This is a genomic window from Chryseobacterium pennae (genome assembly GCF_003385515.1).
Lineage (GTDB): Bacteria > Bacteroidota > Bacteroidia > Flavobacteriales > Weeksellaceae > Chryseobacterium > Chryseobacterium pennae.
This window is the reverse complement of record NZ_QNVT01000010.1, coordinates 101,170-127,516: the sequence shown is the minus strand read 5'-3', so window position 1 is coordinate 127,516 and position 26,347 is coordinate 101,170. Positions and strand designations below refer to the sequence as shown.

The window sequence follows — 26,347 nt, the reverse complement described above, 5'->3', positions numbered from 1 at the left end:
AAAACAAAAAAAATATTCATTAGGATAATCACCACCAATGATTTACATAAAAATCGGTAATTTTGCTATAAAGAAAACAATCATATGAAGAAGATCTTAATTGCGTCGATCATATTAGCCAGCCAGCTTAGCTGGGCTCAGTTTACAGATATCAACATTGTAAAAGAAGTAAAGGTTAAGAATAAAGGTGTGGTAGTATCTGCACATCCATTAGCCAGTGAAGCTGGAGCTAAAATCCTTAAAATGGGTGGAAATGCCTACGATGCCATTACAGCTACTCAATACGCACTGGCAGTAGTCTATCCGCAGGCCGGAAACATTGGTGGTGGCGGATTTCTAGTGGGAGTAAAAAATAATGGTGAAAAATTCACTCTGGATTACAGAGAAACCGCTCCTAAAAAAGCATCCAGGGACATGTATCTGGATAAAAACGGAAAAGCCAACACTGATCTGTCTCAAAACGGACGCCTGGCGGTAGGTATTCCAGGAAGTGTCGCAGGATTCTTTGCTACAATGAAATACTGTAAACTTCCGATGGAAAAGATCATTCAGCCCGCTATTGATCTGGCAGAACAGGGATTTGCCATTACAGAACAGGAAGCTGATATGCTTAACAATAATAGAGAACATTTTAAGAAACATAATAAATCGGCTATCGTTTTTGTAAAGGATGCTCCATGGAAAGCAGGAGATCTTTTAATACAGAAAGATCTTGCTGAAACATTAAAACTGATCCAGAAACTGGGAGCCAGGGGATTCTATGAAGGTAAAACAGCAGACCTCCTTATTGCAGAAATGAAGAGAGGGAACGGAATCATTACTTTAGAAGACCTTAAAAACTATAAAGTTGCAGAAAGAAAAGCTCTGGAATTTGAATATAAAGGAAATAATGTGGTTTCAATGCCCTTACCTTCCAGCGGAGGCCTGCTTCTTGCCCAGATGTTGAGAATGGCAAGTTTTGAAAACCTTGAAAAATACCAGCAAAACTCTACGCAGGCTGTTCAAATCATGACAGAAGCGGAAAGAAGAGCTTTTGCTGACAGGGCCGAATACATGGGTGATCCGGATTTCATTCAGGATAAAACCTCTTATCTGATCTCCAATGAATATTTAAAAGGCAGATGGAAAAGCTTCAGCTTTAATAAGGCTACTCCAAGTGCAGAAGTAGGAAAAATCATAGAACAGCCTAAAGAATCCACCCAAACGACTCATATTTCGGTTCTTGATAAGGATGGAAATGCCGCTTCTGTAACAACTACCCTGAATGGATATTATGGAAGTAAAGTTTTAGTCTCTGGAGCCGGTTTCTTTTTAAATAATGAAATGGACGATTTCTCGATTAAACCAGGAGTTCCGAATATGTTTGGAGCAGTAGGCGGAGAAGCCAACGCCATTCAGCCAAATAAAAGAATGCTTTCTTCTATGACCCCTACAATTCTGCTTAAGAACGGAAAACCCTATATGGTAGTGGGAACCCCTGGAGGAACTACTATTCCTACTTCAGTATATCAGTCTATTGTAAATGTTGTTGATTTTAAACTAAACGCGAATATTTCGGTAAACGCGCCTAAGTTTCATCATCAGTGGCTTCCGGAAACCATAAAAGTAGAAAACAACTTCCCGGAAAGTACTATTGCTGAGCTGCAAAAGAAAAATTACACCATTGAAAAGATCAAACAGATCGGGAAAACTGAAATGATTGTTATGGATGAGAACGGCAATATTCATGCTGTTGCAGACGGCCGCGGAGATGATTCTGTAGCAGTGGAATAATTATTCTTTTCATACTTCAATATAGCTTCGGCTTCATTCTAAAGATAAGATTATCGATATGGAATGAAGCCGAAGCTTTTTTTATATCAGCCAACATCTAAAGCTACAGATTAATTTTTATGACTTTTATCAGTTTTCATGATGAAATTTATTAATTTTCACCCTTAAAAATAAAACGACTGTTCATTGAAAGCAAAAAAGATATACAATCAGCTTTATTTTCAGGTTATTATAGCCATTAGTATTGGTATTCTCCTGGGACACTTTTATCCGGAATCAGGAGAAAAAATGAAGCCTTTAGGAGATGGCTTTATCAAATTGGTAAAAATGATCATCGCTCCGGTAATCTTCATTACTCTTACGCTGGGAATTGCCCATATGACTGATCTCAAAAAGGTAGGAAGAATTGCTGTAAAAGCAATGATTTATTTCTTCACTTTCTCTACCCTGGCTCTTATTATCGGGCTTGTGGTTGGAAATCTTTTACAACCTGGCCATGGTTTAAATATTGACCCGGCTACGCTTACCGGAAATGTTTCAGAATATCAGGAGAAAGCTCACGAATCTACGCTTACCGGATTTATTATGAATATTATTCCTGAAACTCTTTTCAGCCCTTTGGTAGGTGATAATATTCTTCAGGTCCTTCTTGTAGCTATTTTAATGGGGGTTGCATTGGTTTTAACAAAGGAAAAAAGCCAGAAAGTAACTGATTTTCTTCAGAATCTGTCTGCCCCGATATTCAAAATCGTTCATATTCTGATGAAGCTTGCCCCAATAGGCGCTTTTGGAGCAATGGCATTTACCATAGGAAAATACGGACTTCATTCTGTGTTAAATCTTATATTTCTGGTAGCTACCTTCTATATTACCTCTTTCCTTTTTGTTATTTTGGTGTTAGGAGCAGTAGCCTGGTACAATGGGTTTAATATCTTTAAACTGCTATTTTATCTCAAAGAAGAACTACTTTTGGTTTTGGGAACGAGTTCTTCAGAGTCTGCCCTTCCGGGAATCATGGAGAAAATGGAAAAGGCAGGCTGCTCACGAACGATAGTAGGTCTTGTAGTTCCTACAGGCTATTCTTTCAATCTCGATGGAACGAATATTTATATGACTCTTGCATCTTTATTTATTGCGCAGGCTCTCAATATTCATCTTCCAATAGAAAAACAACTGATGCTTCTTTTAGTCGCCATGTTAAGTTCAAAAGGTGCGGCAGGTGTTACCGGAGCGGGGTTTGTAACATTGGCAGCAACTTTAGCCGTAGTTCCGGAAATTCCAATCGCCGGAATGACTTTGATTCTAGGGATTGATAAATTTATGAGTGAATGCCGTGCCTTAACGAATGTTATCGGTAACTCTGTAGCAACTGTTGTTGTGGCTAATTGGGAAAAACAATTAGATAAAGATCAGTTACACTATTGTTTGGATCATCCTTCTAAAATTGAAAAACAGCTGGAAGAGTAATTTTTACCTGTAAATACTAATAATAGGTGTTGCTTTACAAACAAATAATGAATGAAACAACAGACTTAACCAACATCTAAGGTAAATAATCCACCTACAATTTTAGACTTTGTTTGAACTTAAACCAGAATATTCAGGCTTGCCGGTTGTACTTTCACGTGAACCGGTGATTCTATCTTATTAAATTCACCATCAAGATGCCAGTTTTTAGTATTTACTTTAAATGAAATTTCTGAAACCGGAAGATAGGTAACATATTCATCATCCTTTAATCTCTTTGTAAACATTCTGAAAGCAAATAATGCAGAATAGGTTAGTGGAAATTTTTTAACCAAAACCATATCTACCAGTCCATCGCTTTTGCTTGCGTTGGGTGCGATATAGGCATTATTCCCAAACTGGCGGGTGTTAGCGACATTCAGCATTAGGTATCTCCCGTTGTACTGTTTGTATTCTTCATCAAAAAAAGTAACCTTGATAGGTCGATAGTTGAAGAAGGTCTTCAATGAGACTTTGATATAGTTTTTGAAACCGCGGCTGGTCTTTTCAAACTCTTTTACCACTTTCCCGTCAAAACCTGTTCCCGAAACATTAATGGAAAGTCTGTCATTAACGGTAAATGTATCAATCTTTCTGGATTGCTTGGCCTTTATTTTCTCTAAAAGCTCATCCAGATTCTTACTGAAACGGGTTTCATTAGAAAATCCATTTCCTGAGCCTGCCGGGAAGATTGCCAGTATTTTATCTGTAGATATCAGATTCTTGGCTACGGTGGAAATAGTTCCATCACCTCCGATAGCTACAAAAATATCAACGTTATCAAAATGTGTTTTGATAAATTCGTCTGTTCCCGGAATAGATTCGGAGACATAATACAAAGGATTACCAACCTTATTTTTAAGTTCATTCAAAAACGGCTGATAATTCTTTTTGGCCGAAAAAGGATTGATGATAAAAGCTACTTTTTCCATTACCGCAAAAATAGAAAATGCTTCCTGAACCCGGAAGCATTAAGTTATTTAATTTTCATTCTTTCTTTAAATTCTGCATTTAAGGTGCCTTTCAACTCTTCCCATGAAATAGGAATTGTGATATCTCCTGCTGCAAATGCCGCAATTTCGTACGGACTGTAGTGAAAATACAGATTTTTGTCATCAAAATAGAAGTTGTTTGAAGCTGGAATTTTTTCTACTAACAACATTTCAGAATTTTTTACACTTCCGTCTCCATCCATTGTTCCGCTGTTGATGTTATCGATATTTTTCATCAGCATGGCTTCAAGTTTAGCTTTTGGAGTGGAAGTAATATCTTTTAATTCTAATTTTTTATTGTTTTTAAGATCAAAGATTCTTTCTGAAAACCCATAATTATCATGTGCGCCTCCTTCATATCCGCTTCCTGTATACTGAATATGTAAATACCCATTGGTATTGGATATAAGATTCATGTGAGAGCTGGAATACCAGTCCTGAGCATATGCAATATCTGAAGCCCAATCTTTATTATCATTTTTTACAGAACTGAAATAATTATTTTTTTCATTCTCCAGGTAAGCCTGAAGTCCGGCCTTGGAAAAGTCTTTTATTTTATTATTCTGGAAATAGATACTGTCTAAGAGGCTTTTATCTTTTATACCGGGAAATACCAGCAACTTGGAAGTATAAGTAAGTTTTAGTGAATCTGTAACTTTAGTGGAATCTTTTACTATTACTGAATCTATTACAAATTCTTCTGCTTTTTTATTTTCATTTTTCTCCGTAGATGTCTCTGCCGTTTCATTTTTCTTACAGGCAGTAAAAACAAAGAATGAAGAAAGTACAAGAACGGCAAGCGTATTTTTCATAATTTTAATTTTTGGTATTTAATACAAAAACCATTCAAAAGATGAATGGTTTTTAAAAAAATTTATTCAAATTAATGAAATACCTGCCAAACAGCAATCATAATCACTTCTTCACTAAGCTGATAACCTGATTTTCCTGCTTGGAAGCTACCCCCCAGATTTGTTTGAATGCGGGATAATATTCTTTAGGATAATCTGCACTGGCGATTTTCGTAGTGGAAGTTATTTCTAGCTTATTCCCTTTTTGTTCGATGGTATAACTGTATTCTATCTCTTTATCATCTGTCACGATCTTTTTATTTTTCGGCATTTCTTCAATCGTATACCCTTCAGGAATTTCAAGGATTACTTTTTTGACTTTCATGGTAGGCGCACCAAAGTCAATTGAATATTTTCTTTCTTCAGTCTGATCAAATTCATTGGAAGCTTTATTTAAAAACAACATGGAATTGATGATCAGCTTCTTCCCTATCCTGTCTATCAGATTGGAGGATGAAAACTTCATTGTGCTTTCAAAATCTCCGTTATCCAGTACTTTTGAATCAATCCCTGTAAAATCTACTGAGAAGTTCTCTTTATACTGTTTTTTATATTTTTCAGGATTTTCATCATAATTATCTTTTACATACATCGCAATAGCGCCTGTATCTTTATCTGAATAAGAACCGGAAATACTACCGTCATCATTAAGCTTTGCATCAACAGTCAGGAAAGTGTCGCTTTTCTTTCTGTTTTCCATCTGTAGCTGTATCGCTTTAGTCTTAGTCATTACAACTCCATACTGATTCCAGTCTCGCAAAGGAAGTTCATCTATTAAAGACTGTTTGGAAGTAGCGTCATAAAGATGATACCCTTCAGCCATACCCACTGATGCAAGGACAAAATTCATGTTAGAGATATTAGGTGAAACCAGATTAATCAATCCGTTATCTACTGTAGAAATCACCATTGGCTCTGCCTTCAGCCCTGCCTCACGAAGAAGCATAACCAAATACAGGTTAATTTCCGCCGCGTTTCCTACTTTTGTTTCCAGCAGCTTTTTGATACCATTATCTGTATAAATTCCTCTTTCTTTATTCCAGGTGAATGTTTTTTGTACATAGGAAAATATGGCATTGGCTTTTTCAAGACTGGTTTTCATCTCCAGTACTCCTGCAGGCATATTGTCTTTTGCTAACTTTGTCATCTTCAGTTCATCACCAAAATCTTCATTTTCATACAGTCTTTTACTGATCTGGTCCCAGGAGGAGGAGTATTGCTTAAGCTCTTTAAAATTGGTAGAATGAAGCTCTGCACTTATTTTGGTTCTGTAATTCCTGTCGTTTCTTACAAATTTTTCGGTTTTGAAACCTTTTAAATTCTCATATCCGAATCTATAGGTTTTATACTGAGCGCCAAAAATAGTCTGATCCTCAATAGTTCTATGTTTAGGTGCCAAAGCTCCTGTATAATTGATACTATAAGCAACATTGATAGGAGCATCAAGTACATATTCCGTATAAAGAGACGGCGTATCCGTTTCAATCAGAAATTCAGGAATGATATATGCAAACGGTGATATGATCTCATACTGGTATTCTAATACGGAACCATTTTTCACATTGGGAAATGCAAATTTAGTGATATTGATATGTTTACTTTCTTTGCTTTTATATTGTGAACTTTTCTCAACTTTTACAGGAACTGTAGCTACGTTTTCAAGATTATAGGTAAAAGCTTTGAACTTCCCCAATGTTTCCTTATCTGTACCTGACTGATAAAGGGGGACTTCCAGATTCAGCCAATCTTCTGCTTTGTCCTTGTCATAAACTTTAACCCTGTAAAAATATTTTTTATGCAGATTTCCGGTGGAATTATCCAGTATAAAATGAGCTGATTTGTATAAAATTTCCGCCGGTGCATTTTCATCCAATACTGATTTGAGCTTAGAAAGATCTGTATCGGAAAACTTTGGCGGGTTCAAAAACTCATGTTTCTGAGCTTTGATCAGCATTACATTCGCTGAACATACGATCAGCACTATTATTTTTTTCATATTTATATTTTTGTGATTAAAATTTTTGAGTTATCCATATTGATTATTTTTTTCCTGAATCCTACATAGTCATTGTATTTTTCTTTTGGATATGCTCCTTTATTGATCTGGATCTTCCTTACCACTTTTATTTCTTCCCCGTTTTTAACAAAACTCAGCTTATACTGGCCAAATTCTGAATTAATACTGGTATCATTGGGGGTTTCATCTGTTTTATAACCTTTGGGAATCACAAAACTGATTTCATACTCATCTGCAAAAGACTGTCTGATTTCAAAAGGCAGCTCACGATTCTCATCTGTTTTGTAAATGTTATCTGAGAATATCGGGACTGCTCTGAAAATAAGACTGTTCCCGGCATTTTTACAATAATTATTGGTTTTGAAATCTATATCATAAGTGATAACGGCTTTATCTTTGTCATTAGTAAAGTTTTTCATTTCAACTTTTTCAAAGTTTAAAACATCAAATCTTTTTTTCAGTGCATCATTTTTATCTTTCGGAGTAAGATTTACAAATCCAAGATTATTATCATACTGATTTCCTGTATAGAAAAAGCTTCCTTCCCCTGTAATACTGTTATCCTCGGCTATTTTTATTTTCAGATTTTGCTTTTCCTTATTCTGATCTGCAGAATATACCGGAGTATTAATCAATTCTATCCCATTTTTCTTTACGGAAAGTACATTTCGGTCTGTGGTACTGTAACCCAAATGATTAAATGCCGTTTGCTGTGAGGTATTTTCAAGCCAGATATTTCCATTTTCTGTGGGAACCATTAAAATGGCATGATTTCCACCCATCTTAGGAAAGTCCGGATCAAAAGACACTTGTGAAGGACCTGAATTGATGACGCAGTAATAAGAGGGAATTCCGGCTTCATTCAACAGTGTTTTCATATAATTGGTAAGACCTTTACAGTCTCCATATCCTTTTTTATGCACTTCATCAGGCATCATTGGCAGCCAACCTCCAATTCCCAGTCCTACATATATATATCTGGTTTTAGTTTGCATATACTGGTAGATCTTCTTTACTTTTTCCTCTATAGACCCCTGAAGCTGTAAAGCTGCCACTTCAGACTTAATCGCCGGAGTAGATACCGCTACCGGCTCAACAAGATTGTTATAATACCAGGTTCCAAAATCTGCCCAGTTGTTCAAAGTTCCCTGTTTTCCTGCCAGATTGAATTTTGCAAGTGCAAAACTTATATGAGGTAAAATTTTAACAGGTTCCGGAATAAGCAAAGCATCATCTATTGCCGGAACATTTTTGTAAGAATATGTTTTTTCATTCCCATTACTGTTTTCAATTACTGAAGCATAATTATACTTTGACGGATACATCTTGGTTCGAAGATCAATTCCTGAGGTATTGATAATCTTCATCTGCGCGTCTTCCAAAGAAGTATTGGTAGAATAAAATGGTACAAAATCAGGAATAAAAACAGTATTCTTATTTTCAGACTGGTAAGAAAAATCAATTGTATAGGGATACTGAACAGGAGTATATGTAAATACCATAACTCTGTTATCAGAATAAAATACGCCTTGTGTATTATTGGCAAAGTCACTAAAATCCGATTTGGAATAGCTTTTTATTTTTTTCCCGGATTCATCATATATGGTAACTTTTATATCAGAAATGCTTCTTGATTTGTCATAAGGAATATAAGCCACTGCTTTTTCATTACCGTCTTTATTTAAAACCGTAGTTACTGTGTTATACTGGTACTTTATTTCATCAATTTTATTGATCTGAACTGTTGTAACATCTTTTCTGATGACAACATTGGCATTTTTCTTTAAATTTTCAGGAATTGAAGAAGCTGGATAGGTTTGAGCAAAATACATTGAAGCAGCTGATAACGCCCCAAGAAATACTATTTTCATCATGTTTATTAATATTGGGGCAAAAATAACAAATTCTTAATAACTGTTAAAGAAAACTTAAAAAAATAACTCAATAAAAACAGATTTTAATTAAATTAAATTATAATAATCTGATTTAAAACAACTTACAAAAAATATAAATTCCCAAATTAATGAAATAAAAAAAGCTCCATACAATGGAGCCCCTACTAATACTTAAAAAGTATTATCCTAAATCTACCTTAAATAAGGTTGTAAATAATCAAAGGTTTTCTATATACAAACAAAAATGACGGATTGAGTGTATGTTTCTTTTTCAATCATTTAAGATTAAATGTTTTTCATATGAAATGGTAAATTTCATATTGTCTGCGATTTCAAATTTAAAATAAATTACACTCCATATAATTCAAAACCTGTAGAATTATTTTTATAAAAGAGTACAATTAATTCTACAGACAACAGCTTTCCAATAAAAAAGACTCCATTTCTGAAGTCTTGTTTTTGTTTTTTAATCATTCGGGATTCTTTTACTGTCGTAAGTATCACTTCCAAGTCCCAGTACAGGAATAAAAATAAATCCAAAGAAAAACAGCAAGATTGTGTAGATGGGTGTTTCTTTTCCAAAACCTTTAGCCAGTCTGTCATTGACAACCCAAGCAGCATAAAGATTTACGAATGGAATTAAGAATAAGATGATCCACCATATTGGTTTTTTCACAATATCCAACATGACAACAGCATTGTAAATTGGAACAAAAGCAGCCCAGGCATCTTCTCTGCCTGCTTTTTTAAAGATCTTGAACATACAATATCCGTAGAACAGATATACGATTAAACTCATGAACATTGATCCAATCCCTAATCCTGCAGCGGCTGCACCTGAAACCGCATCTGCCCCGTTGTAGGGGTCCGTTTGTAAAAGAGTTAACATATTATTATTTTTTTTTGGGTTACCCCAAATATAGAAAAAGCTTCTAAATAATTAGAAGCTTTTTTATGATATTTTAAAAACGTTTATGCATCAATTTTTGCATATTTCGCATTTTTCTCGATAAATTCTCTCCTTGGCGGAACTTCATCTCCCATCAACATTGAGAAAACACTGTCTGCTTCTACAGCATTATCAATCGTTACCTGTTTCAAAATTCTGTGTTCAGGATTAAGAGTTGTTTCCCAAAGCTGCTCAGGGTTCATTTCTCCAAGACCTTTGTAACGCTGTACTTCAACACCTTTACCATCCGGAGACATTTCTAATGTAAATTCTTCACGTTCTTTCTCGTTATAAGCATACACTTTTTTGTTTCCTCTCTTCAATAGATATAAAGGTGGCTGAGCGATATAAATATATCCGTTCTCAATAAGTTCTTTCATATATCTGAAGAAGAAAGTAAGAATCAGGGTAGAAATGTGAGATCCATCAATATCGGCATCGGTCATAATAACAACCTTATGATATCTTAGCTTTACCATATTCAATGCTTTGCTGTCTTCTTCTGTACCTACAGAAACTCCAAGGGCAGTATAGATATTTCTGATTTCTTCATTATCGTATACTTTATGAAGCATAGATTTTTCTACGTTCAAAATTTTACCTCTTAATGGAAGAATAGCCTGGAAATGTCTGTCACGTCCCTGTTTTGCTGTTCCACCTGCGGAATCTCCCTCCACAAGGAAGATTTCAGATTCTGCCGGGTCTTTTGATGAACAGTCAGATAATTTCCCTGGAAGTCCAGAACCTCCCATAGGAGATTTTCTCTGAACCATTTCACGCGCTTTTTTAGCTGCCTGTCTTGCTTTTGCAGCGAGAACTACTTTTTGAACAATAGTTTTAGCTTCATTAGGGTTCTCTTCCAAAAAGTTAGTAAGCATCTCCCCTACAATTTTATCTACAGCACCAGAAACTTCAGAATTTCCTAATTTCGTTTTGGTCTGTCCTTCAAACTGAGGTTCCATTACTTTTACAGAAATTACAGCGGTTAATCCTTCACGGAAGTCATCTCCTGTAATTTCTACTTTTTCTTTTGCCGGAAGTCCCAATTCGTCTGCATATTTCTTTAAAGTTCTCGTTAAAGCTCTTCTGAAACCAGCCAGGTGAGTACCTCCTTCATGAGTATTGATGTTATTTACATACGAGTGTAAGTTCTCATTGAAGGAAGTATTGTAACGCATCGCTACTTCTACCGGAATATTATCTCTTTCTCCTTCCATGAAAATCACATGCTCCATAATAGATTCACGGTTTCCATCGATATAGGCAACAAATTCCTTTAATCCTCCTTCAGAATGGAAAATTTCCGACTTGAAAGAACCGTCTTCTAATTTCTCTCTTTCATCTGTAAGGGTAATTGTAATCCCTTTATTAAGGTAAGAAAGCTCTCTTAAACGAGTTGCTAAAGTATCATAATTGTAAACTAATTCTGTAAAAATAGTATCATCCGGCTGGAAAAACTGCTTTGTCCCTCTTTTGTCACTATTTCCAATTTCTTCAACACCTGTTTGTGCTTTTCCTTTGGAATAGATCTGCTGATAAACATTTCCGTCTCTGTAAACCGTAGTGATCATTTCATTGGAAAGTGCATTTACACACGATACCCCAACTCCGTGAAGACCTCCTGAAACCTTGTAAGAATCTTTATCAAACTTACCTCCGGCTCCAATTTTTGTCATTACAACTTCAAGAGCAGATTTTTGTTCTTTTTCGTGAAAGTCAACCGGAATACCTCTACCGTTATCGCTAACTTCAATTCCGTTTCCTTCTTTAATCGCAACGAAGATCGTGTCGCAGTATCCTGCCAACGCTTCGTCAATAGAGTTATCTACTACTTCATAAACCAAATGATGAAGACCTCTTAATCCCACATCACCAATGTACATTGAAGGACGCATACGTACGTGCTCCATTCCTTCCAATGCCTGAATACTACTAGCTGTATATTGTTTTTGACTCATATTAAATATTAAAAATCCTGCTATATGCAAAGACTTACAAATATCGTGATTTTTTTCGAGGTATGAAAGTTAAAAAGTGTCAAAAAAGTATAAAGAAAACAGACCGAAATCTGCTTATATTTTATAATTGAAAAAGTGAGCTTGGCATTCTTTTTTCAAAATAAACATCAATGTTTTACTATTTGCCGTAAGGAACTGTTTCTCAATTCCATTTGACTTTTGATTCTTTGTTAAAAATTTTAGTTTCTTCTATTTCAGTATTTCAGCTCTCCGTTCTTTAACTGCAGTTAATACTGAAACAAACCCAACGTAATTAACTGATTTGTAACGTTTTTAATTATAATAAAACCAAAAATAGGAAATGTTTTTTCAAGATCCTTTTGTATGATTCCAAATTCAAGCCCGCCTTCTTTATTATTGAGAGATCATCTTTTGCGTTATAAATATTAAATACTGCCACTCATAATTGTATTATTTTATAATTTATTTAAAAAATACAAAAAATTGATATTTATTAATTCATTATTATATTTAATATTGTAAAGTTAGCAAAATCCACTCACGAAAAACATTATAACCGTAAGCCATCGAAAAGCACTCCATGCAAACGGTTCTACATAGGTCAGCTTCCCATTAGAAAGCTTTACTAAGAATCATACTGCAACACCAACAGCAGAGTTTTTAATATTAATTATCTCTTTTTGATTTTATTAAAATCTTACTCAGAATTTATATTCAAAATCTTGATTCAGAAAAAAACTAACCCAAAATTTTAATTTATGAAAACTTATTCATTAACAATTAACGCCCTCAGAAAGGCAATTTCGATCTTATTATTGATGCTCATTACTAGTACAACAATGTATGCACAGCAGGTTTATGTAAACAGCCAGAATTTTCAAGTTTATGGGCTTTGTAATGATTGTACTATAATCAACGCAGACGACATGATAGGAAATAACGAAAACAACTACGCTACATTACAAATGCCACTAGGAGTATTTGAAGGATTGAACAAAACTTTTTTTCCCATCCGTGAGTACTTATTCAACAGTTGTTATAGGTATAGGTACGGGTAACGCCAACCTATCCCTTTTGCTTTTATCACTATCAATCTAACTTAAAATAACAACAAAGATTTTAATAGAATTTAAAATCACCACTGAAAAAGACCATCTCACAACTCGGGAAAACGGTCTTTTTTATGAAATTCTACTGTACACCTACATTAAAACAATTCTATTTCTGAACTAATCCACTTGTTTAAATACCTCTGCAGACATCATCAGCTTCAAAAAATACCTTCAAAAAATACATTGAGGAAGATTCTGTCAGGATCTATAATATTCCGCAATTTTTTAAAATTTTCAAAGCCCGGAAAACCCTTCTCACATGTTGATTTTGAAAGATCTGAAAGTTTTCCCCAGCTGGGACAGGCTGTATATTTTTTCATCACATCAAAAAACAACTGCATTGATGGATGAATTTTTTCTTCACCGTATTCCCTTATACACATTCCAATATAAAAGGTATCCTGCTTGTAAGCAGGGCTGAGATATGAATTTTCGGCACCGGTATACCTGAGATCTACAGGAAAATGCAGTTTATGCTGAGACTGTTCTAAAATATCCCTGAATTTCTTTAATGCCTTTTTATGATTATCATCTAACATGGACAATCCATATTCTGAAACAACCATAGGTACAGTTTCATCATGCACCAATATTTCGAAACAGTTTCCTATTCTTGTACGTGGAGTGAAAAAATAATCCAGACAAAAAGAATTGATTTCTGGAATTAAAGAAGAATCATCATTACTTTTTATAAATAAAGGAGAAGTTAATTTATCAATTTGAAGATCACGTTTCCTTTGTTCTTCCGTGTATTTTATCCATTGTTCTTTTTTATGATACTGCTCTTCTTCAATTCTTTCCGCCTTAAATAAATACACTTTATCCGTATGCGGAAACCACCAAGCCTTAAAGTATTCATAACGTTTGGCATAATCATCCATACATTTCAGGTACTCATCAAAATCAATAACAGATTCTTCAGATTTCAGATAAAAAATAGGATCACATTTTAAAGTAACCTCTGTGACAATACCAAAAGATCCTAGCGAAAAAGAAGCTGCTTCCCAAAGATTGAATTCTTCGTCATCAATTTTCCATTTGGTTTCTCTGGTTATTTCTACCGGATCTCCTGACGCTGTTATTATTCTTAGTTTCTCAATCTGCGCAGAAAGACTTTTATGCATTAAACTGCTGCCATGAGTACCGGCTGCAAGAGCTCCAGCTACTGTTTGCTTATTAATAACTCCAAAATCAGGAAACGATAACTTATTTGATATTAGCACATCATATAAATCATATAAATACATTCCTCCTTGACAGGTAACAGTGTCTTTATCCACTGATATCAATTTTCGATAATTTTTTAATGAAATTAAAATTTCATTACTGACCGCAATGGGAGAAAAAGAATGTCCTGAACCAACAACCTTGATCTTTTTTTTATTCTTTCCTGAAAACCGGACTATTTCAATAATCTGTTCTTCCGTCTCAGGTTCAAAATAATTTTCAGAAAGGCAGGATTGATTTCCTGCCCAGTTATTCCAAATGTAATTGTTTTTTTTAATCATTAATATCAGATGCTTCGGTAATGACCACCTTTGATTCACTGTATGCTGAAGTATTAACACCAATTTGTCTTTCAGCCTCAACCTGTTCTTTTACCCACCTGTATGTTTTTTCTATCCCTACCGCTAAAGGAATAGAAGGCTTCCAGCCAAGTACTTCTTCAATAAGAGTATTGTCAGAATTTCTTCCACGAACCCCTTCAGGACCTTCGATATGCTTTAAGGGCAGGTGCTTGTTTGCTTTTTCCATAACAAGCTTTGCAAAATCATTCATCGATATCATTTCCTCAGAACCGAGATTAAGCGGTTTGTTATAATCAGATTTCATGATTCGTATAACCCCTTCTACGCAATCATCAATATAACAGAATGAGCGCTTCTGTTCCCCATCTCCCCATATTTCGAAAACCGATTCTGCAGCAGCAGCTTTACGACAAAATGCAGCAGGTACTTTTTCCCTTCCACCTTTCCATGTCCCTTGTTCTCCGTAGATTCCGTGAAACCTTGCAATTCTGATTTGTAACTGAGGAAATTCTTCCGAATATTTCAAGGCCATTTCTTCGCCATATAACTTTTCTAAACCATAGATATCTTGTGGATAAGCCGGCCATGCATCTTTTTCTTTTAGTCCGACTGTATTTTCAGAATCATCTTGTACATGCAGAGGATAAACACAGGCACTTGAAGAATAGAAATAACGCTGCACATTGTGATGCCTTGCTGCTTCCAGCATATTCAGACTGATCATCGTATTATTATATCCAATACGACTATGATTACTTTGAATAAAACCCATTCCCCCCATGTCAGCAGCAAGGTTAAACACCCAATCGATCCCTTCACAAGCATCCATACAGTTTTTCATTGTTCGTAAATCTACTCTAAGGAACTCATGGCAGAATTCGTTTGGCTGCATAAATTCAGGACTTTTCCAGTCCGCACCAACCACATAGTATCCTTCCTGCATCAATCTTTTCCCTAAATGAGAGCCTATAAATCCACTTGCTCCAGTTACTAATACTTTTATTTTATCCGTTTTAATAACACGATCAGGTTCAATCAGTTGCAAAACCTCAGCAATATACGGATGGTGCTTATATTTTCCATCTAATTCAGCAGGAATAGAGCCATTGATATCAAACCATTTTCCATCCGAATGATCATTATCAAATCCTAAAGAAACAGCAGGATCAACTTCTGCCTGAAAAGTAACGTTTACAGTATGTGAAGAAGCTCCCTGCTCTGAATCATTGAATTCAGTAGAAAAAGTACCGAGGTACTGTGTTATTTTTATTCTGTCTTCCGGAATATTAAGTTCTGATGCAGCTTTTCTTATTCCGCATTGTTCTATTCCTTCATTTTTCAACATCCTTCCCCCCTGCATCCAATAAACATCTTTACATGGCTTGTTTTTACGCTTAGTAAGGAATGCTTTATTGTCTTTTACAATCACAAGATCTACACAGATTAAAGGAACATTGTCAAGAATACTACGATAGACTTCTGTAGGAATCAGCCCGCCAGCTGATTTAAAGATATTTTCATCTTTGTAATTTAGTGAGGTGTTTTTCATATTTTTATTTAAATGATATATTACTTTATGAAAGTTTAAATTTCTTTAGAAAAGATTTAATGATAGATGAGCTTATGTTTTCCTTATAGGCATTTATGCTTTTTTCTACTTCTTCTTTAGAGGAAGCACCAATCACTATAGTACTCACAGCAGGATTATTGAGAATAAATTGATAGTTAAGAGCCATTAAATTGACATCATTTTTACAGCACCATAAATACATTTCCATAGCCTTTTCTATTGAAACATCTTTTTCTATAGCATAATGCCGGACCGTGATTTCAGTTGGGTTTATACCCGAAAGCAATCCCATGCACAAAGCAGAACCTAGTAATACTGTGATATTATTTTTTTTAGCTACCTCCAACAAATCATCTGCCTTCGTGGATAACAGGTTATAATCAAGATACGGTAAAATTGCATCAGCATAACCGGATAAAATGAATTGTTTATGAAGATTATGGTCTCTTACTCCCAAACCGATATTGTGAATTACCCTCTCTTCTTTTAAGCGCAGCAAGGTGTCCATTCCTCCATTTTCCATCATATTTTCAAACTCAACATCAGAAGGATCATGTATATGTAAAATATCCAGATAATCTGTTTTTAATACTTTTAAACTATTTTCGACACTTCTACGGAGGTTTTCTCCTGAATAACCTTTGTATATTGGATGAGTCCCTGCTTTTGTTGAAAGAATAATTGATGAACGATTTCCATATTCCTGTAATGCGATACCAATTTTCCTCTCACTATCTCCATAAAAAGGAGAGGTATCAATAAGGTTAATATTGTTCTCCAATGCAAATAATACAGTTTCAACCGCCTTTTTATCAGATACAGGCCTTTTAAAAAAAATATTTTCTTTGCATGATCCAATACCTGCTCCACCGAGAGAAATGGGGAAAATAGAAGTTCCGTTGGTATTTAATTGCATTTTATCCCTTAATTGTGATTTGTTTATAATTCAAAAATAAACATTTTATGTTGAATTTTTTTAAAAACATATTTTAATTATAGAAATTTGCCAGAGATGTTTTTTTTGATGAAAAAATGAACAAATGAAGAATTGTTATTGAACACATAAATGCGTGGTCAGATGAATTCAAATCCTTATTAATTCGTTTTTAAAACCAGATCTTCACATTGGAAATGTATTCTAATCAGAAAAATTCGGGCAAGTTCATTATATCATCTCTGGATTTAATTGATATTTTTCAAATATATTACCTGCGAAAATCTTTAGCTTTTTTGTTTTTTCAAATAGATCCGAAAAAACCTTACTGTTTTAAATCATATTTAACATCAATAATTTATGCGTAAATTTATTTACTGAAAAGTTGATATTATGGATGATTTTATAGCTGCCCGTGCCCAGATGGCACTTTCTCTGGGCTTCCATATCATATTCTCCTGTGTGGGAATGGTAATGCCTTTCTTAATGGCATTTGCCCATTGGAAGTACTTAAAAACCAACAACGAAGTATATAAAGGACTTACCAAAGCCTGGAGCAAAGGGGTTGCGATCTTATTTGCAACAGGAGCTGTTTCAGGAACGATGCTTTCCTTTGAACTGGGGCTTTTATGGCCCGGATTCATGAAACATGCAGGCCCAATTTTTGGGATGCCTTTCTCACTAGAAGGTACTGCTTTCTTTATTGAAGCAATCGCTATAGGCTTCTTTTTATATGGATGGGATAAGTTCAATAAATGGTTCCACTGGTTCTGTGGTTTTCTTGTAGGAGTAAGTGGGTTGGCATCAGGTATTCTGGTGGTAGCAGCCAATGCCTGGATGAACTCTCCTACCGGCTTCGATTATATAAACGGACAATACCTTAATATAGATCCAATTAAAGCCATGTTCAATGATGCATGGTTTCCACAGGCTCTTCACATGACGGTTGCTGCTTTTTGTGCCACAGGATTTGCAGTAGCTGGAGTTCACGCTTTTTTAATTATGCGGAAAAAGAATGTGGAGTTTCATACTAAAGCATTCAGAATCGCAGTAGGCTTTGCCTTAATTGGAGCATTTGGTGCGCCTTTGAGTGGTGATGTGGCGGCAAAATCTGTTGCTGAAAGACAACCTATCAAGTTAGCTGCTATGGAAGCTCATTTTGAAACGGAAAAAGGAGCTGCATTTGTTATTGGTGGAATTCCTGATGAGGAAAAAGAGGAAATAAAATATGCGATTAAAATTCCCAAAGTATTAAGCTTTTTGGTAAGCAATGATTTCAATGCTGAAGTAAAGGGGCTTAAAGACTTTCCAAAGGATGAATGGCCTCCGATAGCGGTTACCCATTATGCTTTTCAGATTATGATCTTCTTTGGAGTGGTAATGATCTGTATTGGAACTGTATATCTTTATGCTTTCTTCTTTAAAAAGGAATGGCTGATTAAAAACTGGTTATTAAAAACATTTTTAATTGCAACACCTTTCGGATATATTGCTCTTGAAGCAGGATGGACTGTTACTGAAGTGGGAAGACAGCCATGGATTATTTATGGCGTCATGAGAACCATTGATGCCGTAACCCCAATGCCTGGAATACAGTACTCATTTTACTTCTTCACTGCAATTTTTATATCATTATCATTGATTCTGGTATTCCTTTTAAGAAGACAGGTACAAATGGTACCGAAGCTTTACGACCCTACAGACCCACAGTTTAACGATAAAAATAAAAAATCATGATCTACATTGTTATAGGCTTTCTCTGGCTTTCCATCTGTCTTTATATTATTCTTGGTGGCGCTGACTTTGGAGCGGGTATTGTAGAGCTTTTTACGAATAAAAAAGCCCGCCATAAAACTCATGAGATTATGTACGAGTCTATTGCTCCTGTCTGGGAAGCAAACCATATGTGGCTGATTATTGCCATTGTTATTCTCTTTGTGGGCTTTCCTGAAATTTATACCACGATGTCTACCTACCTTCACATTCCTTTAGTCTTAATGCTTGTAGGTATTATTGCAAGAGGAACCGCATTTACGTTCAGGCATTATGATGCAGTAAAGGATAACTGGCAGGTTTTGTACACCCAGATATTTTATTACGCCAGTCTCTTAACTCCTTTTTTCCTGGGATTAATAGCAGCCGCAACGGTATCACACTCTATTAATCCTGATGCAACCACCTTTCAGGATCTGTATATTTACAGCTGGCTAAACTGGTTCGGAGTGTCTGTAGGATTATTTACAGTAGCATTGTGTGCTTATCTTGCTTCTATCTTCTCATTGAGAGAAACCCGTGGTAAGGAAGAATTATTATTAATGATCAGAAAGTCAAAACAAACGATGATCTTTGTTGTCGTTACAGGAATTCTTGTATTCGCTACTGCTTATCTTTCGGATATTCCGCTTTTGATGTGGGTATTTTCAAAGCCATTAGGAATCATGGCGATTGCTTTTGCTACCGTTGCCTTATTACTTATTTTAAGAGCTCTGAATACCCAAAAATTACTTCCTGTAAGAGCATTGGCGGGTTTCCAGATGGTAATGATCCTTGTGGCAGCTACCTATCAGCATAATCCGGATATTATTTTATTAGGGAATGGACAGCGTCTTTCACTGCTGGTTCACATTGCTCCTGAAAAAACGATTGCCGCTTTGGGATGGGCTTTAATGCTTGGATCACTGTTTATTTTGCCATTTTTATTTTATCTGATGTTTTCATTTAGCAGACTAAGAAAATAAAATGCTATAATACGGTATCCAGAAAAACGATTTGACCAGAACAGATTTTAAATTTGTCTTTAACCATAAATTTTAAGTCATTGATAAGTCATACCTCATATTCTTCTCTATTGCTTAGATACTATAATGTATACTGCTTTAGTATTTTCAAGAATACAAATCTTTTCTTAAAGGAAAGACTTATAATTACTATGAATATCTTTTTTATAAAACAGATCTAATGAAGCACTGAAAAACCCACGCTCATTGGACACAACTCTTCTAATACAGACAATATTTTCTTTTTGATATGAACTATTTAATTCAGATTAAAAAGACCATTTTCAATATAGAAAGCACGATAAAAATATTGATAATTATAAGGTATGAACACTTTCTTTATCTTCCTATCTATTAAGACCTTATACTTTCATTCAAAAAATAAATCCAGTATCTTTTTTCAAATAATCTACCATCATAATCAACTCAACACCAAAAATGACCAGAATGAGAAAATAAATTCTTAACTAAAATTTACATTTCACTTATTAAAAACTCATTGACTTTCTCCGCACACTCCCGACCCTCAGCAATTGCCCAAACGACAAGACTTTGCCCTTTTCTTGCATCACCACAGGAAAACACTTTATCCTGGTTTGTTTTGTATTCTTTATTATTTCCAATTAAATTTCCTTTAGGATCTAAATGAATATCTAACCCCTCAACCAACCCTTTGTGCTCAACATGAGTATATCCTAACGCAATAAAGACAAGGTCACATTCAAGTATAAATTCAGATCCTGGTTTTTCAGTATACAGATTCCATTTTCCATCATCGGAATCTTTAGTCCATTCCGCTTCTATCAAACGAACTCCTTTTAAGTTTCCGTTTTCATCTTTCACAAATTCTTTGGAATTCACAGACCACATCCTTTCGCATCCTTCTTCATGGGAGGAAGTAATCTGTAATAACGCAGGATAGGCAGGCCATGGCATTGTTTCATCCCTTTCCATTGGCTGCATAGGTTTATAATAAATCTGATATACAATTTCTGCCCCCTGACGATTAGAAGTCCCGATACAATCTGAGCCTGTATCTCCTCCACCTATTACCACCACTTTTTTCCCTTTTGCATCAATTTCTTCTTCTTCAAAAGGAATTCCACTTACTTTTTTATTACTTTGTTTCAGAAAATCCATTGCAAAATAAATTCCTTTTGCATCATGATTAGGAATAACGAGCTCTTTTGGAACCGTACTTCCTGTTGCAAGAACGATAGCCTCAAAATCCCGATTTAATTGCTCCACAGAATAATCAATCCCTACATTAACTCCTGTAGAAAATAAAACACCTTCTTCTTTCATCCATTGAACTCTGCGCTCTACAATATTTTTATCCAGCTTAAAATCCGGAATTCCAAATCGTAACAATCCTCCTATTTCAGGATCCCTTTCAAAAACAGTTACATAATGCCCCATCTGGTTTAACTGGTATGCTGCTGCTAATCCCGCAGGTCCGGAGCCTACTACTGCCACTCTTTTATTGGTTCTTAACAGTGGTACTTTTGGTCTGGCAAACCCTTGTTCAAAAGCTATTTCTATAATATTCTTTTCTATCTCTTCAATGGTAACCGGCTGATCGTTAATTCCAAGTACACACGCACTCTCACACGGAGCCGGACAAATCCGTCCTGTAAACTCAGGAAAATTGTTCGTTGAAATTAAAATCCGATAGGCTTTCTCCCATTGCTTCTGGTAGACCGCTTCATTAAATTCAGGAATCAGATTTCCGAGAGGACAACCGCTCTGACAAAATGGGATTCCACAATCCATACATCTTGCCGACTGACATTTCAATTGTTCATCTGACGGTTTTTGGATAAATTCTTTATAATCCTGAAGTCTTTTTTCAACCTCCAACTTAGGAGGAAGCTCCCGCTCATGTATCAAAAATCCATTTATCTTTCCCATTATTTCACAACATTTATCAGGTTTTCCATCACTTTCCTATATTCTCTTGGATATACTTTGGTAAAATATTTACAACTATTATCCCAATCATTTAATATAAATTCTGCCAATTGGCTTTTTGTATTTTCAAAATGTTCTTTCACCAAAGCGGAAATTATTTTTTTATCTTCTTCAGTAACAGATTCCAAATCTGCCATATCAGAATTAAAATTATATCGTAAGGTTTCATTAACATCCCACACATAAGCAATTCCACCACTCATTCCCGCTCCAAAATTCCTCCCAACACCTCCCAGAACAATAACCTTTCCTCCTGTCATATATTCACATCCATGATCACCAATTCCTTCTACCACTGCCGTAGCCCCAGAATTACGAACTGCAAAACGTTCTCCAGCCATTCCATTGACAAATACCTTTCCGGAAGTAGCACCATATAAAGCAACATTTCCTACAATACTATTTTCATTAGCTTTAATAATTGCTTCTCTGTCTGGAAAAACTATCAATTGAGCTCCGGAAAGCCCCTTTCCTAAATAATCATTAGCATCCCCCTCCAGATACATTGTAATTCCTTTGTTACAAAATGCACCAAAACTCTGCCCCGCGGTTCCTTTAAAATTAAACTTTAAAGAATTTTCTTTCATTCCTTCGGATTGATATATTTTGGTTAATTCATGAGAGAGAATGGTTCCAACTGCACGATCCGTATTTTTCAGATTGAATTCAGCCTCCATGGTTGTATTATTTTGAAGTGCATACTGAGCAGCCTCAAGCATCTGCCAGGAAACAGAAGAATCTAAGCCATCATCCTGCTCTTCTGATTTAATAACATGTAAATCTGTTTCTATTTTTTGAAGAAGCCTGCTTAAATCAATATGTTGATGTTTCCAGAAATTAATTACTGATTTTCTTTCCAGACATTGAGATTGTCCTACCATCTCATCAATGGTTCTGAATCCCAGGTTAGCCATAATTTCCCTGACTTCTGTTGCAAGAAACCTGAAGTAATTCACCAAATGCTCAGCCTTACCCTTGAAATTCTTCCTCAAATCTTCATTTTGAGTAGCAATTCCTACCGGACAGGTATTCAAATGACATTTCCTCATCAAAATACATCCTTCAACAATAAGTGCGGAGGTTGCAATTCCCCATTCTTCAGCTCCCAATAAAGTAGCAATTGCCAAATCACGCCCTGTTTTTATCTGCCCGTCTACCTGCAGGGTAACTCTTTGTCTGAGCTTATTTTTAATTAAAGTCTGATGTGTCTCTGCTAACCCAAGTTCCCAGGGTAATCCAGTATGACGGATAGAACCTAAAGGAGAGGCGCCCGTTCCTCCATCGTATCCTGAGATCAGAACATGATCTGCCTTAGCTTTAGCAACTCCGGACGCTATGGTCCCTACTCCTGCTTTTGAAACTAATTTTACAGATAACCGGGCATGACGGTTCGCATTTTTTAAATCAAAAATTAGCTGAGCCAGATCTTCAATAGAATAGATATCATGATGAGGCGGTGGAGAAATTAATCCAACTCCTGGTGTAGAATGTCGTGTTTTACCAATCCATGAATCTACTTTATCTCCCGGTAACTGACCTCCCTCTCCAGGTTTTGCTCCCTGAGCCATTTTTATTTGAATCTCATCAGCCTCGGCTAAATATCTGGCAGTAACTCCAAACCTTCCTGAAGCAATCTGTTTAACAGATGAACGCAAATTATCCCCATTTTCAGTAAGTATATATCTGGCCTCATCTTCTCCTCCTTCTCCTGTATTACTTTTTGCCCCTATTCTATTCATCGCTATCGCCAACGTCGTATGCGCTTCCCATGAGATTGATCCAAAAGACATCGCTCCTGTTGCGAATCGCCTCATAATATTTTCAACAGACTCTACTTCTTCCAGAGGAATAGCCGCCCTATCGTTTTTAAATTCCAAAAGTCCTCTTAATAAAGAAGCCTTACCCATCTGCTGATTGACCAACCTTGAATATTTTTTAAAAATATCATAGTTATTACTCCAGGTAGCCTGCTGTAATAAATGAATCGACTGTGGGTTAAACTGATGATATTCACTACGGTTTCTCCACTGATAAACACCACCTGTATCTAAAAGGCTTTCAGCCCAATCACCTTTAAAAGCTTCTCTATGCTTCATTAATGCTTCTTTGGCAATTTCGTCAAAACCAATTCCTTCAATTCTGGAAATAGCCCCGGTAAAACAAGTATTCACTACTAATTTATTCAATCCTATAATTTCAAAAATCTGAGCACCATGATACGATTGTAACGTTGAAACTCCCATTTTGGAAAAAATCTTTAAAAGTCCGTCACCGACTGCCTTTTTATAATTCTCTCTCAGTTTTTCTAAATCTTCAATCTCTCCAAATTCCCCATCATCAAACATCTGCCGGATACTAGCCAAAGCCAGATATGGATTAATCGCCGTAGCCCCAAACCCCAGGAGTGTTGCAAAGTGGTGAACTTCCCAAACATCTCCCACCTCCATTACCAGCCCTATTTTTCTTCGGATTCCTTTTCTTATCAAATGATGATGAACTGCTGAACAAGCCAGCAATGAGGGAATAGCTGCATGCTGAGAGTCCAATGACCGATCGGAGAGGATAATCACTTCAAACCCATCATCTACTGCATCTACTGCATATCTGCAAATCCTGTCAATGGCTTTTTTTAAATTTCCTTCTTTTCCTGCTGCATTAAAATAAGTGTAAATAGTTTTTGATTGAAATTTACCCGTATCAACACTTCTTAATTTTTCAAGCTGATTATTGTTAAGGATAGGATTTTCCAATTTAATGGAATGTGCAAAATTCTTATCTTCCTCCAAAAGATTTCCATTACCTCCAATGATGGTAGTCAGAGACATGACCAGTTTTTCTCTGATCGGATCTATCGGCGGATTAGTTACCTGAGCAAATAATTGTTTAAAATAAGAGCTCAGATGCTGAGGCTTTTCGCTTAAAACAGCCAATGGAACATCAAAACCCATAGAACCAATAGGTTCTTTTCCATGAGAAGCCATTTCTTTCACCATCACATCAAGATCTTCTCTTGAATACCCAAATACCTTCTGATACTTGAAAATATCGTCTGTCTGAAGTTTATTGAACCGTATTTTAGGATGAGGTAATTCATTGATATTAATTCTCATATTGTCTAACCATTCACGGTATGGCTTTGAAGTGCATATTTCTTTTTTCAGCTCATCATCGCTGATTATTCTTCCTTTTTTCAGATCTACAAGAAACATTTTCCCAGGTTGAAGATGGCCTCTTTTAATAACTTTTTTGGGATGTACAGGTAAAGCTCCTGATTCGGATGCCATAATAACCAAATCGTCTGATGTCACACAATATCGCGAAGGACGAAGGCCATTTCTATCTAAAGTTGCACCGATAATATCTCCATCCGTAAAAGAAATGGAAGCAGGCCCATCCCAGGGCTCCATCAAACAGGCATGAAATTCATAGAAGTCTTTTTTATATTGCTCCATTTGTTCGTGCCCATCCCATGCTTCGGGAATAAGCATCATCATTGTATGAGGAAGGGAACGTCCTGAATGATAAAGGAGCTCTACCATATTATCCAGATAAGAGGAGTCAGATTGCCCTGGTTTTGTTAAAGGAAGAATCATATCCATTTCCTGAGGGCTAAAAAACTGACTTTTGAAAATCTTTTCGGAGGATTTCAGCCAATTCAGATTTCCTCCTATTGTATTGATTTCCCCGTTATGCGATAAGAATCTAAAAGGTTGTGCCAAACTCCATGTCGGTGATGTATTGGTTGCAAAACGGGAATGCACCATTCCAAATGCAGAACGGGTTTTAGGATTTGTAAGATCTTTAAAATAATTTCTAATCTGAATACTTCTTAACTGCCCTTTATAAATAAGTTTTTTACAGGAAAAAGAGGCAACATAAAATCCTATAGGGTCATTATTGGTAATACTTGTAACCTGATGCGAAATATAATTGTTAAAAACAAATAGCTTTCTTTCAAAATCCTTTTCAGTTTCAGTATCAAAAGGACGTTCTATAAAGAGCATTTCCATAACAGGTTCCACACTCTTTGCCAATGCACCTAAATCAATATTACTTACTGGCACAGGACGGTATCCTAAAATTTTAAGATTCAGTTTTTCAGCGGATTGAGCAATGACTTCCTTACATTCTTCACGAATAAAGTTATTTTGAGAAAAAAATAGCATGCCGACTCCATAGTATCCAGGTTCCGGTAAGTCTATTCCATAATTCAATGCCTCATCATATAAAAGCTCATGGGGAATCTGAATCTGAATACCAGCTCCATCACCTGTATTATTTTCATACCCGGTAGCCCCACGATGCTCCATGTTTTCAAGCATAGTAATAGCATCACTTACAATTTTATAACTTTTAACTCCTTTTATATTGGCAACAAAGCCTACCCCACAGGAATCAAATTCAAATTCCGGTTGGTAAAGTCCATAGCTTTTCGAAAAATTATCAGGATTTTTTTTGTGTGTTTTTCTCATCTTCCTATCCATTTGCTTAC

16 protein-coding genes are annotated in these 26,347 nt (G+C 35.7%); 4 read left to right on the top strand and 12 right to left on the bottom strand.

Annotation, left to right across the window (positions count from 1 at the left end; all coding sequences use genetic code 11):
* Window positions 1-84: 84 nt before the first annotated feature.
* Together ggt and DRF65_RS12330 are read left to right on the top strand one after the other, a co-directional pair.
* A complete protein-coding gene (ggt, locus tag DRF65_RS12335) occupies window positions 85-1,773 on the top strand; it encodes a gamma-glutamyltransferase (protein WP_115971065.1) in 1,689 nt (562 codons plus the stop codon).
* 186 nt (window positions 1,774-1,959) lie between these two features.
* Window positions 1,960-3,240 (top strand): dicarboxylate/amino acid:cation symporter, encoded by a 1,281-nt coding sequence (locus tag DRF65_RS12330; protein ID WP_115971064.1) that lies wholly within the window; start codon window positions 1,960-1,962, stop codon window positions 3,238-3,240.
* 119 nt (window positions 3,241-3,359) lie between these two features.
* On the opposite strand, the gene DRF65_RS12325 is transcribed toward DRF65_RS12330, so the two are convergent.
* From DRF65_RS12325 to DRF65_RS12285, 10 genes are all read right to left on the bottom strand, one after another.
* Window positions 3,360-4,211 carry a diacylglycerol/lipid kinase family protein gene (locus DRF65_RS12325; RefSeq protein WP_115971063.1) on the bottom strand — a complete coding sequence of 284 codons (852 nt, stop codon included), beginning with the start codon at window positions 4,209-4,211 and terminating at the stop codon, window positions 3,360-3,362.
* A 44-nt stretch (window positions 4,212-4,255) separates the two neighbouring features.
* The gene (locus DRF65_RS12320) at window positions 4,256-5,083 is read right to left on the bottom strand and encodes a DUF3298 and DUF4163 domain-containing protein (RefSeq protein ID WP_115971062.1); all 828 of its coding nucleotides are present in this window, start codon (window positions 5,081-5,083) and stop codon (window positions 4,256-4,258) included.
* A gap of 103 nt (window positions 5,084-5,186) precedes the next feature.
* On the bottom strand, window positions 5,187-7,118 hold the full coding sequence (locus tag DRF65_RS12315; RefSeq protein ID WP_115971061.1) for a transglutaminase-like domain-containing protein: 1,932 nt from the start codon (window positions 7,116-7,118) through the stop codon (window positions 5,187-5,189).
* Window positions 7,119-7,120: 2 nt separating this feature from the next.
* Window positions 7,121-9,013, bottom strand: a complete 1,893-nt coding sequence (locus DRF65_RS12310; protein WP_115971060.1) for a DUF3857 domain-containing transglutaminase family protein — start codon at window positions 9,011-9,013, stop codon at window positions 7,121-7,123.
* Between the two features lie 369 nt (window positions 9,014-9,382).
* Window positions 9,383-9,508: a hypothetical protein gene (locus DRF65_RS29115; protein ID WP_262511436.1), complete on the bottom strand. Its 126-nt coding sequence runs from the start codon at window positions 9,506-9,508 to the stop codon at window positions 9,383-9,385.
* Window positions 9,501-9,923 carry a DUF5684 domain-containing protein gene (locus DRF65_RS12305; protein ID WP_115971059.1) on the bottom strand — a complete coding sequence of 141 codons (423 nt, stop codon included), beginning with the start codon at window positions 9,921-9,923 and terminating at the stop codon, window positions 9,501-9,503. Before DRF65_RS12305 ends, DRF65_RS29115 begins: the two co-directional genes overlap by 8 nt.
* A gap of 83 nt (window positions 9,924-10,006) precedes the next feature.
* On the bottom strand, window positions 10,007-11,941 hold the full coding sequence (gene gyrB, locus DRF65_RS12300) for a DNA topoisomerase (ATP-hydrolyzing) subunit B (protein WP_115971058.1): 1,935 nt from the start codon (window positions 11,939-11,941) through the stop codon (window positions 10,007-10,009).
* A 1,291-nt stretch (window positions 11,942-13,232) separates the two neighbouring features.
* Window positions 13,233-14,582 (bottom strand): D-arabinono-1,4-lactone oxidase, encoded by a 1,350-nt coding sequence (locus tag DRF65_RS12295; RefSeq protein WP_115971057.1) that lies wholly within the window; start codon window positions 14,580-14,582, stop codon window positions 13,233-13,235.
* A complete protein-coding gene (locus tag DRF65_RS12290; protein ID WP_115971056.1) occupies window positions 14,575-16,152 on the bottom strand; it encodes an NAD-dependent epimerase/dehydratase family protein in 1,578 nt (525 codons plus the stop codon). The genes DRF65_RS12295 and DRF65_RS12290 overlap by 8 nt, the downstream gene beginning before the upstream one ends.
* Window positions 16,153-16,177: 25 nt before the next feature.
* Complete coding sequence (locus DRF65_RS12285; protein WP_115971055.1) at window positions 16,178-17,089, bottom strand: aldo/keto reductase; 912 nt, start codon at window positions 17,087-17,089, stop codon at window positions 16,178-16,180.
* A 411-nt stretch (window positions 17,090-17,500) separates the two neighbouring features.
* Here DRF65_RS12285 and DRF65_RS12280 point away from each other — a divergent pair, with 411 nt between their 5' ends.
* Both DRF65_RS12280 and DRF65_RS12275 read left to right on the top strand, forming a co-directional pair.
* Window positions 17,501-18,844, top strand: coding sequence for a cytochrome ubiquinol oxidase subunit I (locus tag DRF65_RS12280; protein WP_115971054.1), 1,344 nt, complete (start codon window positions 17,501-17,503; stop codon window positions 18,842-18,844).
* Entirely contained in the window at window positions 18,841-19,845 is a 1,005-nt protein-coding gene (locus DRF65_RS12275) for a cytochrome d ubiquinol oxidase subunit II (RefSeq protein ID WP_115971053.1), read from the top strand. The genes DRF65_RS12280 and DRF65_RS12275 overlap by 4 nt, the downstream gene beginning before the upstream one ends.
* Window positions 19,846-20,358: 513 nt before the next feature.
* Here DRF65_RS12275 and DRF65_RS12270 read toward each other — a convergent pair.
* Window positions 20,359-21,795, bottom strand: coding sequence for a glutamate synthase subunit beta (locus DRF65_RS12270; protein WP_115971052.1), 1,437 nt, complete (start codon window positions 21,793-21,795; stop codon window positions 20,359-20,361).
* Entirely contained in the window at window positions 21,795-26,327 is a 4,533-nt protein-coding gene (gltB, locus tag DRF65_RS12265; RefSeq protein WP_115971051.1) for a glutamate synthase large subunit, read from the bottom strand. Before gltB ends, DRF65_RS12270 begins: the two co-directional genes overlap by 1 nt.
* Window positions 26,328-26,347: the final 20 nt, after the last annotated feature.